Here is a 14,152-nt window from a genome sequence, read left to right on the forward strand (position 1 = left end):
ATGGAGCGTGGCGGATCGGAGACGTGGGGGAGTGACGAAGTAGGAGACGACCCCGATCGGTGGCGGACAGCCGGCGAGAGGATCGACAGCCTGTTGGACGCGAGTTCGACAGGTGGCTCGGTGGCACGTGAGCGCGCCGAGCAACTGGTCCGCGAGGTGGTCGAACTCTACGGCGCCGGGCTGCAGCGTGTCCTCGAGATCATCGGCGAGCGCGACGACGACCTCGTCGAACGACTGGCCGCCGACGAACTGGTGGCCAGCCTGCTGCTGGTGAACGGACTTCATCCGCACGACGTCGAGACGAGGGTCGCCACCGCGCTCGACAGTGTGCGCCCCTACCTGGGCTCACACGGCGGTGACGTCGAACTGCTCGGCGTGGTGGAGGGTGTGGTGCGGCTTCGGCTGACCGGCAGTTGCCAGAGCTGCCCGTCCTCGGCGGTGACGTTGGAACTCGCCGTCAAGGACGCCGTGCTGGCCGCCGCACCGGAGACCGTGGACATCGAGGTGGTGGGTGCCACCCCCGCGGCCGGTTCGGGGCTGATCTCCGCGGAATCGCTGTTCTCCCACGTTCATCCGGACGGATCGGACGGGTCGAGCGGTACCGGGACGTGGGTGTCGGTGCCCGAACTCGAGGACCTCACGCCCGGGGAGGTGGCCGGATTCTCCGTGGCCGGGCTCCCGATTCTGGTGTGCCGGATCGGGGAGCAGTTGTTCGCCTACCGCGACCGCTGCGCCGCCTGCACCAACTCGCTGGCCGGGGCCACGCTGCAACGGAAAGCGGGCGGGCAGGTGGGTGACGCGGTGCTGCGCTGTCCGTCGTGCCGGGCGCACTTCGACCCGCGCCGAGCAGGCCTCCGTCTCGACGGCGACGCCGATGCCGACACGCTGTCGCCGCTGCCGGTCCTCGTCCGTGACGGCGTCGTCTCCGTCGCGGTGCCCGCCGCGGAGGTGGCGTGATGAGCCCGTCGGGGAACGGACTGCGCATCCTGCAGCGCATCGCGTCCGAACGGCCCGCACCGGTGATCGGGGAACGGTGCGACATGTGCGCCGTGCCGATCGCCGACGCCCATCAGCACGTCGTGAACGTTCAGGACCGGCAACTGATGTGCGTGTGCCGTGGGTGCTACCTGCTGTTCACCGACGAGAGCGCCGAACTGCGCTTCCGGGCCGTCCCGGACCGCTACCTGTCGTTCCCCGACTTCGAACTCGCACCGGGCCGCTGGGACGAACTGGAGATCCCTGTCGGGCTCGCCTTCGTGTTCCGGAACTCGCTGCTGGCCAAGACCGTCGCCTTCTATCCCGGACCGGCAGGTGCCACCGAATCGGAGCTGCCGCTCGACGCCTGGGACAGCGTCCTCGCGGCCAACCCGGCCCTCGGCCGGCTGTCCGCAGACACGGAGGCGTTGCTCCTGCGGGTCCCCGAGCACGGCGACCCCGAGTGCTACCTCGTCCCCATCGACGCCTGCTACCAGCTGGTGGGCGAATTGCGGCAGGTGTGGCGGGGGTTCGACGGCGGCCAGGACGCCCGCCGGGTCATCGACACGTTCTTCGAGACGGTGCGTGCGCGCAGTCGCGTCGCGAAGGAGCCGACGTGACCGAATTGTCGTTCCGCGTGGAGGACGTGTTCCCGGAGCCGTTCGCGGTTGCGCCGAATCTCACTGCGCGAGTAGAGGTGACGGAGTCCAGCGGTGCCACCGTACACGCGATGGCCGTCCGCTGCCAGGTCCGCATCGACCCGCAACGCCGCCGCTACACGGACGGCGAGGCGGAGGGCCTCCTCGATCTGTTCGGGCCCCGCGAGCGGTGGACGGCCACTCTCAAACCCTTCCAATGGATGCAGACCAGCACCGTGGCCCAGGGGTTCACCGGGTCGAGTGTGGTGGAGTTGCCGCTGCCGTGCACGTACGACTTCGAGGTGACGGCCTCGAAGTATCTGCACGCCCTGGACGAGGCCGGGTCGACGGTGCCGCTCGTGTTCCTGTTCAGCGGAACGGTCTTCACTCGCGGGGTCGCCGGTTTCGGGGTGGAACGGATCCCGTGGGACCGCGAGTCGACCTACGACCTGCCGGTCGGCGTGTGGCGCGAACTGGTTCAGGCGCACTACCCGAACACGGGGTGGGTGCGCCTCCACCACGACACGCTCGCCGCGCTGGCGCGCTACAAGGCGGCGCACGGTCTGATCGGACTGGACGTCGCCATTTCGGACCTGCTGCAGGGAGCCGGGGAGGTGATCGCATGATCTCCCCGGCGTCCCTGCAGCGAGTACGTGCCGTGGCTGACGCGGTCCTGTACGAGGGCTACCTGCTGTATCCGTATCGTGCGAGTTCGTCGAAGAATCAGTCGCGGTGGCAGTTCGGAGTCCTCGGACCGTCGGGTGCGGCGGAGTCGGGGGTCGGCGAGGAACCGCGCATGTCCTGTCAGACCCTGATGCAGGCAGGCGACGGAGCGGGGGTCAACGTCACCCTCCGCTTCCTGCAGCTTCAGGTGCGCAGCATCGAACGCGTGGACGCAGACTCGGCGGAGTTCGTTCCCGTCGACGAACTGACGGTCGCGGGCGCGAGCTGGCTCAGCTGGGACGAGGCGGTGGAGCGCGAATTCGATCTCGGCATCCTGCGCCCCGCGGAGTGGCCGGGCGAACGTCGTCTCGACGTCCACATCGACGGCGGCACGGAGGTGGAGGAACTGCGGGACGAGGACGGATCCCTCGCCGGCCGGGTGGTGCGCACCCGGTGGCCCGCGCACGCGGTCGTGACGGTGGGCAGCGACGGCGTCGACAGGCTGAACCGCGTGCGGGTGTCGGTCGAGAACGCGACCACCGCGCAGGACGCCGCCGGCTGGGACAAGGACTCGGCGATCCGGCAGTCGCTGATCGGCGCCCATCTGATCCTGGCGGCGGAGAACACCGAGTTCGTCTCACTCCTCGAACCTCCCGCGGAGGCGGAGCAACTCGCGGGAACGTGCGCGCACGAACGGTGCTACCCGGTACTGGCCGGGCTGCCGGGGGAGACGGATCTCGTCCTGGTGTCGCCGATCATCCTGTACGACCACCCCGAGGTGGCCGAGCAGAGCGACGGGGCACTGTTCGACGCCACCGAGATCGACGAGATCCTCACACTGCGCGTCATGACCCTCACCGAGGAGGAGAAGCGGCAGGCCCGCGCCACCGACCCGCTCGCCGCCCAAATCATCGACCGGTGCGACCAGATGTCGCCCGCGACGCTCGCCCAGATGCACGGCATCCTCCGAGATCCGCACCTCCCGGACCCGGATTTCCCGGACCCGCACCTCCCGGATACGGGCCTCCCCGACATGGGGCTCGTCCCGGAACTGACCGACGATACGCCGTGGTGGGATCCGGACGCCGACACAGCCGTTCGCCCCGACGTCGACGGCGTGATCGTGAACGGCGTCCGGGTGGCGAAGGGCACTGTCGTGCGGATCCACCCGTCGCGGCGCGCCGACGCCCAGGACCTGTTCTTCGCGGGACAGCTGGCTCGCGTGGTGACCGTGCACGCCGACGTCGACGGTGGCACCCACGTCGGCGTCGTGCTGGAGGACGACCCTGCGTCGGAGTTGCACGAGTGGTACGGACGGTATCTGTACTTCGCCCCGGACGAGGTGGAGCCGGTCTCGGCAGACACCGGAAAGGATGGACAGTCATGAAGATTCTCGGAGAGATGACCACCGCGGCTCTGGCGTTGGTTGCGGTCGCGGGCGTAGCGGTCGCCGTCATCGCGATCCCCGACATCAGGCGATATCTGCGTATCCGGAAAATGTGAGACGCACGTGACGGTGGGCAGGCGGGTTCTGGTTGCCGGTGTGGGCAACATCTTCTTCGGCGACGACGGTTTCGGACCCGAGGTGCTGCGCGGGGTCGCGACGAGGACGCTGCCGCCGGGAGTCCGCGCCGTCGATTTCGGCATTCGTGGAACGCATCTGGCCTACGAGCTGCTCGACGGTTGGGGCGCCCTGCTGCTGGTGGACGCGGTGCCCGGCCGTGGTGAGCCCGGCGCGCTGAGGGCATTCGAGGTGGGGCCCGATTCCGTCCCGGCGGCGCCGCTGGACGCGCACAGCATGGATCCGGGGGCGGTGTTCGGGAGTCTGCGCGCGCTCGGCGGAACCCTGCCGCGGACCGTGGTCCTCGGCTGCCAGGTGGCGAACACCGGCGAGGGAATCGGGCTCTCACCGCGGGTCGAGGCCGCCGTCGGACAGGCCGTCGACTTGGTGTTCGACATCGTGGATCAACTGCTGGAGTCCGACTCCGCGGCAACGCTGCAACCGGACGGGACGGAGGGCTGAATCATGTGTCTCGGTATTCCCGGTCAGGTGGTGCGCATGTTGGAAGGCTACGGCAACCAACTCGCGCTCGTCGACGTCGTCGGCGAACAGCGCAAGGTGAACGTCGGTATGCTGCCCGAGGACGTCAGCCTGGAACCGGGCGACTGGATCGTCATCCACATGGGTTTCGCCATGGAGAAGGTGGACGAGGCGGGCGCCGAGAAGGCGATGGCCGGGCTGGAGATGATGGGGCGGTCGCGGACGGCCGACGACGACTGACGGCGCAGATCACCGCATCCCGGCCTCACGGACGTCGGGTGGTCCGGCGACGAAGTCGCGTGCCCGGTTCCAGCGGGCGTGGTAGCGCTCGCCGAATCGTGACCGGGCACGGGCCATCCGGCGCGGTTTGTTCGGGTAGCGGCGCATCGCCCACCAGGAGTCGGGTTTGGCGAGGCGGATGGCGCCGATGATCGCCACCGGCTGGAACACGATCCCCACGATCCCGGTGACAAACTTGCCCTTGAGCATGCAGATCACCGAGATGGCGAGGGAGATGGCCAGATAGCCGATCGACGACCACCACTCCGGGGTGCCGATCCGGCCGGTCACGAGTTCGGCGCCGCCGATCATCAGACCGGTGATCATGAGCGCGCAGAAGATCGCGTCCACCGACTTCCGGCCGGACGTGCTCCAATACACGTCGTCGAGGTGCACCCACAGCGCGAACTCGTCGAAGGTGAGCGCGAGGCCCACTCCGAAGAGGGCGGCGAACACGTTGAGTGCGGTGCCCTCCGGGGTGGTCGCGATCAGCGCCAGCCCGGCCAGCGTCATGAACAGGATCCCGAAAACCTGATGGTGCAGGTGCACGCCGCCGACGGTGATGTCGTTGATCAGACCGCCCCCCGGCTCCGCGCCGTCGTCCGTTGGCGCCGCTCCCGACCGCGACCGGATACGGCGGGTGATGGTCCGGGTGACGACGAAAGTGACCAGGACAGCGAAGAACAACCACATCATGGGAAACAGGACCACTACCCGGCTGTCGCCTTCGGTGTCCACGACGATCTCGGCGAGAAGGGCCATCTCGACACTCCGTCAGGTGGGGGAAATCATCCTCTATCCGGGTATACACCCCGCTCGCGGACGGCGGACGAAGACGGGATGTTCCGCTCGACGGAGAGTCCGAGCCCGTGGCCGTCCCCGGGCTCGTCGACGGACGTCACGCCCGGAAGCGGTCCAGGGGACCGTGGTCGACGCTCGCACCCGTGACGGTCCACAGGCGGCTGGGGTCGTACCAGTGGTCGCGGCCGATCAGGTCGAGGTGTCGTTCGGTGAGGCCGTGCCGGGCGCCGGCGGTCAACGCGTCGTCGAAGGTGAGGCTCGTGGCAGGCAACCGGAGGCGGCCCGAGTCCGCGAGTGCGTGCCCGAGTTCGCGGACGGTCACCGAGTCGGGGTGGCAGGCGTGGAACACGTCGCCGGGGCGTGCGGGGAACTGCGCGGCGAGGGCGGCGAGGAGCCGGGCGAGATCGTTCACCGCGATGATCGAGATCCGGGATCGTCCCTCGTCGACCCAGGCCCCCAACGCCTCGATTATCTGGATGAAGCCGGGGACGAACCAGCGGTCGCCGGGGCCGTGGACGAAGCCGGGCCGGACGACGCAACCACCCCGTTCGAGGACGCGGTGTTCGGCGGTCAGCCTGCTCGCGCTCAGCGCCGAGACGGGTGCGGGCGTGGCCTCGAACTCACCGATTCCGGTGTGCGGCCCGGACCCGTACACGCCGATGGTGCTGACATAGATCACCCGGTTCATGCCGTTCCGGGCCGCCGCGGCAAGCAGATTCTCGGTGCCCGCGACGTTGACGGTGACGCAGTGCGCCGGGTCGTTCCCGGTGTGGGAGGCGGCATGGATCACGACATCGGCGCCGGTGAGCGCCGTTTCGAGGCTCGCCGGATCGGTGAGATCCGCCCGGGCCGACACGACGCCCGGAATCTCGGACTGTGAAGGTGTGCGCGCCACCGCGGTGCAGTGGATTCCGGCCGACGCCAGTGCCGTCACGGTGGCCGATCCGACGAAGCCGGTGGCTCCCACCACCGCGACACGGACCGGCGTGGAGGGTGTTCGACCATCGTCGGTCGCGGTCGACGCTGGTACCGTCTCTCCGGGCAATGGGCGCGTAGTCCGTGCTTTCATCGTCATCGTTCTTCTCTCGTGCGGCAGGGAAAGGTGTGAACGTGGTTCAGCAGGCGCGTGCTGCGGCGACACGACAGCAGATCGTCCGCGGGGCGGCGGAGATGTTCGAGAAGTCGGGGTTCGAAGGAGCCAGACTCGGCAACATCGTCGAGAACGCCGGAATCACGAAGGGGGCCTTGTACTTCCATTTCCGCTCGAAAGAGGACCTGGCGCGGTTCATCATCGGTGAGCAACACCGGATCTCCATCGCGTCGGTCGAGGCGATCGGCCGCGAGCAGGTTTCGGCGATCGAGCAGATCGTGATGCTCTGTCACGAGATGGCCCGGCAGATCGTGAACGACCCGATCGTGCGGGCCGGTATCCGGATCACCCTCGAACTCAGCGCCGACGACCAGGGCCCCGCCGACCCCTATCTCGACTGGATCAACAGTTGCGAGATGCTCGCCACGCGGGCCGTCGACCAGGGGGATCTCCTCGCGGACATCGACCCGCCGAGGCTGGCGCGGTTCGTCATCGGCGCCTTCACCGGTGTCCAGACCGTCTCCCAGGTGCTGACGCAGCGCACCGACCTCGAGCAACGTGTCGACGACATGTGGGGGTTCCTGCTCCCCGGGATCATGCCCGCGGCCCGGCATCAGGACATCACCCGGATCCGCCGGGCCCGCTGGACACCCGACGACGCCGACTAGCGAGCGCATGCGCTCACCGCGGTAGGGGCCAGCGCCGCGGTCCCTCGCACGACCGCCAGTCCGCCCTGCACCAACGATCCGCGGATCGACAGCGCGCCGTCGTCGACGACGTCCAGCCGGATCGTGGCTCGCTCGTCGACTTCGGCGAAACGGTGGAACGTGGCGCCCAGGGAAACGAGGTGCGCTTCCGGCACGCCGAGCCGGGCGTAGGCGGCCTGCCGGAATGCCTCCAGCATCAGCATCCCGGGAATGTGATCACACGGGTGGTCGAACAGCACGGGGTGCGCGTCGTCGATTCGCAACTCCCACTCGTTCTCGGAACACCGGGGACCCAGGACGACGTGTGCGTCGTCGACGTGACCGACCAGCCCCGCCGGGCCGGGTGCGGGACACCACGGCGCCCCGATCGACCGCGGCCCGCGCTCACCCCACCGGGCCCGCGAGTACGCGGCCGGCGGAAACACTGACGCATGACCCGTCGCGGTGCCCACGTTCTGTCCGCCGAGCCGGAACCGCAGGTCCACGCGGAAGGCGGACAGCGCCCCGCCGCGGTACACATGCTCGGACACGGCGACCTCGACGATCACGTCGGCGGCCGCCGTGCCCACTGCGAGCGCGCCGGGCACCGCCTGCACCCGGAGATGCTGCATGACGAACCGGTTCGGCAGCGGGACGGAGAAGCGGGTGTGTCCCAGGTAGATCGCGGTCTGCCGGAGCGTTTCCGCCAGCAGCATCGTGTCGTAGCGCCCATCCCGGGCGCGGTAGAAGCCGTGCAGGCGGGGCCACTGCGCGGCGACCACGAACCGATCCGGCCCCGGTAGCGACACACAGTCGGTGAGGAAGACCTCGGCCACGGATTGGCGATGGACGTACCTGCGCGGCACGGTCCGCTCGAACGACATCGGGGGAAGCGCATCGGGCATCGGACGGGAAACTCGCGCCACAACCCCATCTCCCCACAGAACCGGTCGGCCCGATGCCGCGGACCCGCCGAACTATAGAACACAGACCGCGCGGTCTGTGATGTGGGGAGTGCGTCGCTACCGGCCCTTCAAGCTTCCGATCCGAAGTGACCCCGCGCTGCTGCCCTCGTCGAGTTCCTCCTCGACCTCCCGGACGTACTCCTGCGGATCTTTGTCCGAGGTGTCCACATCCCTGGTGGAACGGTGAACGAGGAAGTATTCGGCGAAGCGCCGCCCGAGCGACTCGCGAAGATCCCCCGATGCGCCCCGGAAGTCAGCGAGGCCCTCGCGTTCCTCCTCGGCCATGTGCTCGTCGTTGGCCCGGCGCGTTCGGTCGACTTCCGCCCACCACTCCTCGGAGAGGATGGGGTATCCCGCCGCGGCTCGGACGCCGTCGCGGATGTCGTTGTGGTCCCCGATCGCGTCGAGGGTTTCCGCCTCGGCGTCCTCCTCGCCGACGCGAAGAAGCTGGGGATAGAAGATTTCCTCTTCGGCTGCCGCATGCAGATCCAGGCGTTTCGCCAACGGCGTCCACACCGCCTCGACGGCAGTGATATCCACCCGGCGGTGCGCCTTCAATTCGTCCAGTGCGGCGAACTGTCGTCGGAACCACTCATGGTCGGCGAAGATCAACTCGATGATGTCAGGCATGATGCGATCCATCGTCGCACATCGGACTTATCGCTTGTCCTTCTTCGCTTGCCGCCGTGCACCTGCGGCGATGGTGGATGCTTCGAACTTCTTGCGGCCGGAGGATTTCCGGGTGGCGTCGACGCGCGCCTTGCCGGACGACCCGACCTTGCCGTCGCTGTCGCCGAGCTCGCTGAAGGACGGGGCGTCGCTCCGGGCGCGGGCGAGTCGCGCGTCCTTCAGGTCGCGTGCGCTTGCGCGGGCAGCCGTCGCCAATTGGCCGCTCACCCTGCTCAGCGCTGCCTCGAAGACTTCCACCTTGTCGGCGTTGCGTGTGTTGGCCGCCTTACCGGCTCCGCGCGCGCCCTTGTCCGCGACCTTCGCTGCGCCTTCCTGGCGATAGAGCTTGACGTGCTTGTTGCGGGCACGGCGAACGCGGGTGTGCAGTTTGATCAGCTTGTCCTCGTCCAAGTCGGCCATCTGAGCCTTCTTGGTCTCGCGGATCAGCACGAACTCGTCTTCGGACAGTGAGTTCAGGATCTTCTTCATGTCTGCTCCGATCCGGCCACAGGCCGTGAGTTGTAGTCATGGTAACTGGGAAACGTTGTCGCCGGTCCGTTTCCGTGAGGCCGGGACCGCTTGCCGAAGCAGGCGCTGATTGGTCTGTGCAAGTTGCCATTCCGTCTGCTCGCGCAACCGGTCCACCCGATCCGGATCGAGACGGTCGCACACGAAATCCCAGTGCACGGCCACCCGGTCGCCCACGGTGAGGTCGTTCACGAAAGCCCCCTCGGGCACGCGGTAGTCGGCCGGGTCGTCCTGCTCGGGGCCGAGGGACAACCGGGTGCCGTCCCACGACAGGCGGCGCGACCGGACGACGGCACGATCGGCGTCGATTCCGACCACCTCACCCCAGCGGATGCGGCACGAGTCGAGAACCTGCAGCGGCTGAGGCATTCCGGTGTTCAGTAACCTCGACCACGGGTACACGCCGAACACGTGAAAGTTGTGGGTGGGGGCCGACTCCCCGAGCAGGTCCTCGGTGAGGTGTTTCCAGTAGTGGCCGGCCTGTGAGGCGAGGCGGGCGAGCAGGGCGGCGCCGAACTCGGCGCGGTCGATGCGGCCCGAGAGTTCGTCCGACGTCCAGTAGGCTCGAACAACCCTCTCGTCCAATGGGTCCGGGATTCCGGCGAGCTGGGCGATCACCTCCTGGTACGGCCAGGCGCCGCTGAACTGCTTCGCCAGCGCCACCACATCGGTGTCCGGCGCCTCACCGCACGCGACCGCCTGCAGGCGCTCCGAACCGGGAGGACCGCAGTAGCCCAGGGCATTCGGGGCGTTCGCGTATTGCGCGAACACACGGTGCCCGGACGGCATCCTGTGTTCGCGCGGCATCACCGGTCAGCCTCGCTGACCCAGCAATTGCGCCGTCTCGCGGTGGAGCCGGCCGAAGTTGTAGTACGCGGCGCACGCGCCCTCGGGCGACACCATGCACGTGCCGATCGGCGTCTCCGGTGTGCAGGCCGTCCCGAACACCTTGCATTCCCACGGTTTGATGACGCCCTTGAGGACCTCACCGCACTGACACGCCTTCGGATCAGCCACCCGCACCCCCGGCATCGAGAACTTCTCCTCGGCGTCGAACTCGGCGTAGTTCCGGTGGACCTTGAGCGCGCTCTGCGAGATGAACCCGAGCCCACGCCATTCGAAGTGCGGACGCAGTTCGAACGTCTCGGCCATCAACTTCAGCGCCTGCACGTTGCCCTCCGCGCGCACCACCCTCTTGTACTGGTTCTCGATCTCGCAGCGGCCCTCCCGGATCTGCTGGAGCAGCATGTGCACCGACGCGAGGATGTCGAGGGGCTCGAAGCCCGCGACCACCATCGGTTTGCCGTACACCTCGGACACGAACCGGTACGGCCGCAGGCCAACCACAGTGGACACGTGGCCCGGGCCGAGGAAGCCCGACAACCGCAGGTCGGGGGATTCGAGGATGGCCTTGATCGGCGGCACGATGGTGACGTGGTTGCAGAACACACTGAAGTTCTTCACGCCCAGCGCCCGCGCGCGCACCAACGTCACCGCGGTGGACGGCGCCGTCGTCTCGAACCCGACGGCGAAGAACACCACCTGGTGGTCGGGATTGTCGAGTGCCACCTTCAGCGCGTCCAGCGGCGAGTACACGAAGCGGACGTCCGCGCCGCGGGCCTTGGCCTCGATGAGATTGCCCTTGGATCCGGGCACCCGCATCATGTCGCCGAACGTCGTGAAGATGACGCCGGGCTGTTCGGCAAGCCACATGGCGTCGTCGACACGGCCCATGGGGATGACGCACACCGGACAGCCCGGTCCGTGCACCAGTTCGACCGATTCCGGCAGGAGATGCTCGATGCCGTGACGGTAGATGGTGTGGGTGTGGCCGCCGCACACCTCCATGAACTTGAACTCGTCGCCACGGGCCAGTTCGGTGATGGATTTGACCAGGGCGCGAGCCGCCGCCGGGTCCCGGAATTCGTCGACGAACTTCATCCCTGTTACCTCATTCTTGCTGTTGTCACGCGATTTCGGACGAGTTGAACGCGTCGATCTCGTTCACGTAGTCGGCGCCCATCTTCTGCACCTGATCGAGCGTCAGCTGCGCCTCGATCTCGTCGATCTTCGCCATCGCGAAACCGACGTGCACGAGCACCCAGTCACCGACGACGAGACCTTCTTCGGCGAGCAGTCGCACACTGATCGTTCTCTGGACGCCGTTCACGTCCACCTTGGCCAGATGCTGTTCGGCGTCGACGATGTCGACCACCTGACCGGGTATCCCCAGACACATCGTGGTTCTCCTTCTCGGGCTGTTCTTCAGCAGATTCGGGGGAGCGGGTCACCGACGAGCATGTCGACGATCCGGCTGCCGCCGAACGAGGTTCGCAATGCGACGATGCCGGGCGGTTCGGCCAGGATCTCGCCCACCACGGTCGCATCGGCTCCCCGCGGGTGGGCTCGCATCGCCGCGACGGCCGCATCCGCCTCGTCCGCCGCGACGACGGCCACGAACTTCCCCTCGTTCGCGACGTACAGCGGGTCGATGCCGAGCATGTCGCAGGCGCCCAGCACCTGCGGCTCGATGGGCAGGGACTGCTCGTCCACGATCACCGCGAGCTGGCAGGCGTGAGCCAGTTCGTTGCACACGGTGCCGACGCCGCCGCGGGTGGCGTCCCGCATCCACCTCGTCGACGGGGCCGCCTCCAGCAGCGTCTCCACCAGCGCGTTCACCGGGGCCGTGTCGGAGGCGATGTCGGCCTCGATCGCCAGGTCACCGCGGGCGAGCATGACCGCCATGCCGTGTGCGCCGATGGTGCCCGACAACAGAACCTTGTCGCCGGCACGCACGAGATCGGGCGACAGCCGCCTGCCCTCCGGGATGACACCGACACCGGCGGTGGAGATGTAGACGCCGTCGGCGGCGCCCTTGCCGACGACCTTGGTGTCGCCGGTGACGATCTGCACTCCGGACAGGACGGCCGCCTCGCTCATGTCGGCGACGATCTCCCGCAGTTCGGCGATCGGGAAACCCTCCTCGATGACGAACGCCGCCGACAACCACTGCGGGCGCGCACCGGACACGGCGAGATCGTTCACGGTCCCGTGCACCGCGAGATGCCCGATGGAGCCGCCGGGAAAACGCAGTGGCTGAACCACGTACGAGTCGGTGGAGAACGCGAGCCGCTCACCCGAGGGCATGGTGAGCGCGGCCGCGTCACCGAGTTGCTCGAGTTCCTCGTTGCGGAACGCCTCGACGAACACCGCGTCGACGAGGGCCGCCGACGACTTCCCGCCCGCACCGTGAGCGAGGGTCACCACCTCGTCCAGCAGCCGCGGCCGGCGTTGCCGGAACTTGTCGATCCGCTCGAGGACCCGGTCTTCGCGTTCCGCCGAGGTGGCCGGTTCGGTGGTGCTCATGAAGCCTCCACGGAGTTGGGAGCGGGCCGCGTCATGTGTTCCTGGGCCACCGACCACAGCCGGTACCCGAGCATCGCGTGGCTCTCCTGGATCCGGTGGATGCTCTGCGAGTGGACGGTGTAGCAGAAGTCGAGTTCGCCGGCGGACGCCATCGCCGCCATCCGGCCGCCCTCGTGGCCCGCGAACCCGATGGTCAGCAGCCCCCGCTGTTTCGCCTCGGTGAGCGCGGTCATCAGGTCGTCGGAGTTGCCCGACGTCGACAATGCGATCGCGACGTCGCGGTCCCGGGCGTGGGCGATGATCTGCCGCTTGAAGATCAGATCGAACCCGACGTCGTTGCCCAGCGCCGTCACCACGGCCTGATCGGCGGCGAGCGACCACGCCGCCACCGGACGTCCGCGGGCGGGACGGCTGAACAGCGATGCCAGCGTGGCGGCGTCGGTGGAGCTGCCACCGTTGCCGAACGTGTAGAGCCGGCCGCCGCGACGGAACCTGTCGGCCATGTCGATGCCGGCCGCGGTCAGTCCGTCGCCGTACTCGTCGAGGGACTCCTTCTGCAGGCGCGCGCTCTCGGCGGCCTTCCCTCGCGCGGACGCGGCGAGGTCGTCGAGGAGGCTCTGGGCGTCGGTTTCCTCCGAGTCGATGAACGGGTAGAGGAAGCTGGTGCTCTCCGAGTCGTGTGTCGTCATCGGTTCGCCTCCTGACCGGCGTCGTCGAGTCGTGTGATCGCGGCACCCGCGTGCACCAGGACGAGGTCGTTGGGCTGGACGTCGCCGAGGACGCTGACGTCCACCCACTCCTCGCCCGCGGCGGTGCGGACCAGGGCGGGTCCGAGCGGTTCGGCCGGCTCGATCACCACCTCACCGAGACGACCCTCGTCGCTGCACGTGACGCAGACCGTCTCGTCGCACTCCTCGGCGTCGGGTTTCAGCAGTCCCGAGTGCTCGAAGCAGACGTGGGTGAGTTCCCACAGCAGGTGATACATGAGGACGAACCGCCCAGTGGCCGGCACCATCGGATCCTCCGAGTCGACCCAGAGGATGTGGTTCGCCGCACCGGCCGGAGGTCGGGGGCCTGCCCCGATCCACAGCGTCATCGCGCCCCACGCCGGTGCGCGGCGCATCGCGTCGACCACGGCGGGTTCGTTCGCCGACGCCACGGCCAGCAGGATGTCGCCGGGCCTGCTCGCCACCCGGGCCTGCGCCACCGGATCGGGTTCGACGAGTGCCACCGACGGCAGCGCCCGTTTGCCCATGATCACGGGATGCACGAATTCGACGGCGACGTGATGGGCGTGTGGTTCCCACTGGGGTGAGATCACCCAGAGTGTCGCGCCGTCATGGAATCTGCGGGCGAGTGACAATGCTGCGGCGGCGAGATCCGCAGACAGGTCCGTGTCGACAAGGTGCCCGCCCGCCTCTGCGGTGGTGGTCATTCACTAGCTCCCGTCC

19 protein-coding genes are annotated in these 14,152 nt (G+C 68.2%); 8 read left to right on the top strand and 11 right to left on the bottom strand.

Going from position 1 to position 14,152, the window contains the following annotated elements:
• The 7 genes from PSR88_RS23460 to PSR88_RS23490 are packed head-to-tail and all read left to right on the top strand — an operon-like array spanning position 1 to position 4,557.
• Positions 1 to 957, top strand: a complete 957-nt coding sequence (locus PSR88_RS23460) for a NifU family protein (protein WP_011596969.1) — start codon at positions 1 to 3, stop codon at positions 955 to 957.
• The gene (locus tag PSR88_RS23465) at positions 957 to 1,595 is read left to right on the top strand and encodes a DUF5947 family protein (RefSeq protein WP_011596970.1); all 639 of its coding nucleotides are present in this window, start codon (positions 957 to 959) and stop codon (positions 1,593 to 1,595) included. The genes PSR88_RS23460 and PSR88_RS23465 overlap by 1 nt, the downstream gene beginning before the upstream one ends.
• On the top strand, positions 1,592 to 2,239 hold the full coding sequence (locus PSR88_RS23470; RefSeq protein WP_016884053.1) for a DUF6084 family protein: 648 nt from the start codon (positions 1,592 to 1,594) through the stop codon (positions 2,237 to 2,239). Before PSR88_RS23465 ends, PSR88_RS23470 begins: the two co-directional genes overlap by 4 nt.
• Positions 2,236 to 3,663, top strand: a complete 1,428-nt coding sequence (locus PSR88_RS23475; protein ID WP_016884052.1) for a hypothetical protein — start codon at positions 2,236 to 2,238, stop codon at positions 3,661 to 3,663. Before PSR88_RS23470 ends, PSR88_RS23475 begins: the two co-directional genes overlap by 4 nt.
• Positions 3,660 to 3,779: a DUF6893 family small protein gene (locus PSR88_RS23480; protein ID WP_016884051.1), complete on the top strand. Its 120-nt coding sequence runs from the start codon at positions 3,660 to 3,662 to the stop codon at positions 3,777 to 3,779. The genes PSR88_RS23475 and PSR88_RS23480 overlap by 4 nt, the downstream gene beginning before the upstream one ends.
• Before the next feature lie 7 nt (positions 3,780 to 3,786).
• A complete protein-coding gene (locus PSR88_RS23485) occupies positions 3,787 to 4,299 on the top strand; it encodes a hydrogenase maturation protease (protein ID WP_011596973.1) in 513 nt (170 codons plus the stop codon).
• 3 nt (positions 4,300 to 4,302) lie between these two features.
• Positions 4,303 to 4,557 (top strand): HypC/HybG/HupF family hydrogenase formation chaperone, encoded by a 255-nt coding sequence (locus PSR88_RS23490; RefSeq protein ID WP_007300869.1) that lies wholly within the window; start codon positions 4,303 to 4,305, stop codon positions 4,555 to 4,557.
• A 9-nt stretch (positions 4,558 to 4,566) separates the two neighbouring features.
• Here the strand turns inward: PSR88_RS23490 and PSR88_RS23495 are convergent, their stop codons facing one another.
• Both PSR88_RS23495 and PSR88_RS23500 read right to left on the bottom strand, forming a co-directional pair.
• On the bottom strand, positions 4,567 to 5,358 hold the full coding sequence (locus PSR88_RS23495) for a hypothetical protein (RefSeq protein ID WP_016884050.1): 792 nt from the start codon (positions 5,356 to 5,358) through the stop codon (positions 4,567 to 4,569).
• A gap of 136 nt (positions 5,359 to 5,494) precedes the next feature.
• Positions 5,495 to 6,472, bottom strand: a complete 978-nt coding sequence (locus PSR88_RS23500; protein ID WP_016884049.1) for an NAD-dependent epimerase/dehydratase family protein — start codon at positions 6,470 to 6,472, stop codon at positions 5,495 to 5,497.
• A gap of 35 nt (positions 6,473 to 6,507) precedes the next feature.
• Between PSR88_RS23500 and PSR88_RS23505 the strand changes: the two genes are divergently transcribed.
• A complete protein-coding gene (locus PSR88_RS23505) occupies positions 6,508 to 7,155 on the top strand; it encodes a ScbR family autoregulator-binding transcription factor (protein ID WP_029539619.1) in 648 nt (215 codons plus the stop codon).
• Here PSR88_RS23505 and PSR88_RS23510 read toward each other — a convergent pair.
• The 9 genes from PSR88_RS23510 to PSR88_RS23550 all read right to left on the bottom strand — a co-directional run bounded on the left by PSR88_RS23510 (position 7,152) and on the right by PSR88_RS23550 (position 14,136).
• Positions 7,152 to 8,099 (bottom strand): ScbA/BarX family gamma-butyrolactone biosynthesis protein, encoded by a 948-nt coding sequence (locus PSR88_RS23510; protein WP_016884047.1) that lies wholly within the window; start codon positions 8,097 to 8,099, stop codon positions 7,152 to 7,154. The genes PSR88_RS23505 and PSR88_RS23510 overlap by 4 nt on opposite strands.
• A 96-nt stretch (positions 8,100 to 8,195) precedes the next feature.
• Complete coding sequence (locus PSR88_RS23515) at positions 8,196 to 8,768, bottom strand: hemerythrin domain-containing protein (protein WP_029539618.1); 573 nt, start codon at positions 8,766 to 8,768, stop codon at positions 8,196 to 8,198.
• Positions 8,769 to 8,795: 27 nt separating this feature from the next.
• Positions 8,796 to 9,296, bottom strand: a complete 501-nt coding sequence (locus PSR88_RS23520) for a hypothetical protein (protein WP_016884045.1) — start codon at positions 9,294 to 9,296, stop codon at positions 8,796 to 8,798.
• Positions 9,297 to 9,332: 36 nt separating this feature from the next.
• Positions 9,333 to 10,124 carry a DUF6390 family protein gene (locus PSR88_RS23525; protein WP_037197687.1) on the bottom strand — a complete coding sequence of 264 codons (792 nt, stop codon included), beginning with the start codon at positions 10,122 to 10,124 and terminating at the stop codon, positions 9,333 to 9,335.
• Positions 10,125 to 10,148: 24 nt separating this feature from the next.
• Positions 10,149 to 11,276 carry a hydrogenase formation protein HypD gene (gene hypD, locus PSR88_RS23530; RefSeq protein WP_005258643.1) on the bottom strand — a complete coding sequence of 376 codons (1,128 nt, stop codon included), beginning with the start codon at positions 11,274 to 11,276 and terminating at the stop codon, positions 10,149 to 10,151.
• Between the two features lie 25 nt (positions 11,277 to 11,301).
• Positions 11,302 to 11,574, bottom strand: coding sequence for a HypC/HybG/HupF family hydrogenase formation chaperone (locus PSR88_RS23535; RefSeq protein WP_005244643.1), 273 nt, complete (start codon positions 11,572 to 11,574; stop codon positions 11,302 to 11,304).
• Positions 11,575 to 11,600: 26 nt separating this feature from the next.
• On the bottom strand, positions 11,601 to 12,701 hold the full coding sequence (hypE, locus tag PSR88_RS23540) for a hydrogenase expression/formation protein HypE (RefSeq protein WP_016884044.1): 1,101 nt from the start codon (positions 12,699 to 12,701) through the stop codon (positions 11,601 to 11,603).
• Positions 12,698 to 13,390, bottom strand: a complete 693-nt coding sequence (locus tag PSR88_RS23545) for an SIS domain-containing protein (protein ID WP_011596981.1) — start codon at positions 13,388 to 13,390, stop codon at positions 12,698 to 12,700. The genes hypE and PSR88_RS23545 overlap by 4 nt, the downstream gene beginning before the upstream one ends.
• The gene (locus PSR88_RS23550) at positions 13,387 to 14,136 is read right to left on the bottom strand and encodes a HypC/HybG/HupF family hydrogenase formation chaperone (RefSeq protein WP_016884043.1); all 750 of its coding nucleotides are present in this window, start codon (positions 14,134 to 14,136) and stop codon (positions 13,387 to 13,389) included. The genes PSR88_RS23545 and PSR88_RS23550 overlap by 4 nt, the downstream gene beginning before the upstream one ends.
• Between the last annotated feature and the right edge of the window lie 16 nt (positions 14,137 to 14,152).

Origin of the sequence: Rhodococcus sp. DK176, assembly GCF_038447315.2 — a bacterium.
GTDB classification, from domain to species: domain Bacteria; phylum Actinomycetota; class Actinomycetes; order Mycobacteriales; family Mycobacteriaceae; genus Rhodococcus_F; species Rhodococcus_F jostii_A.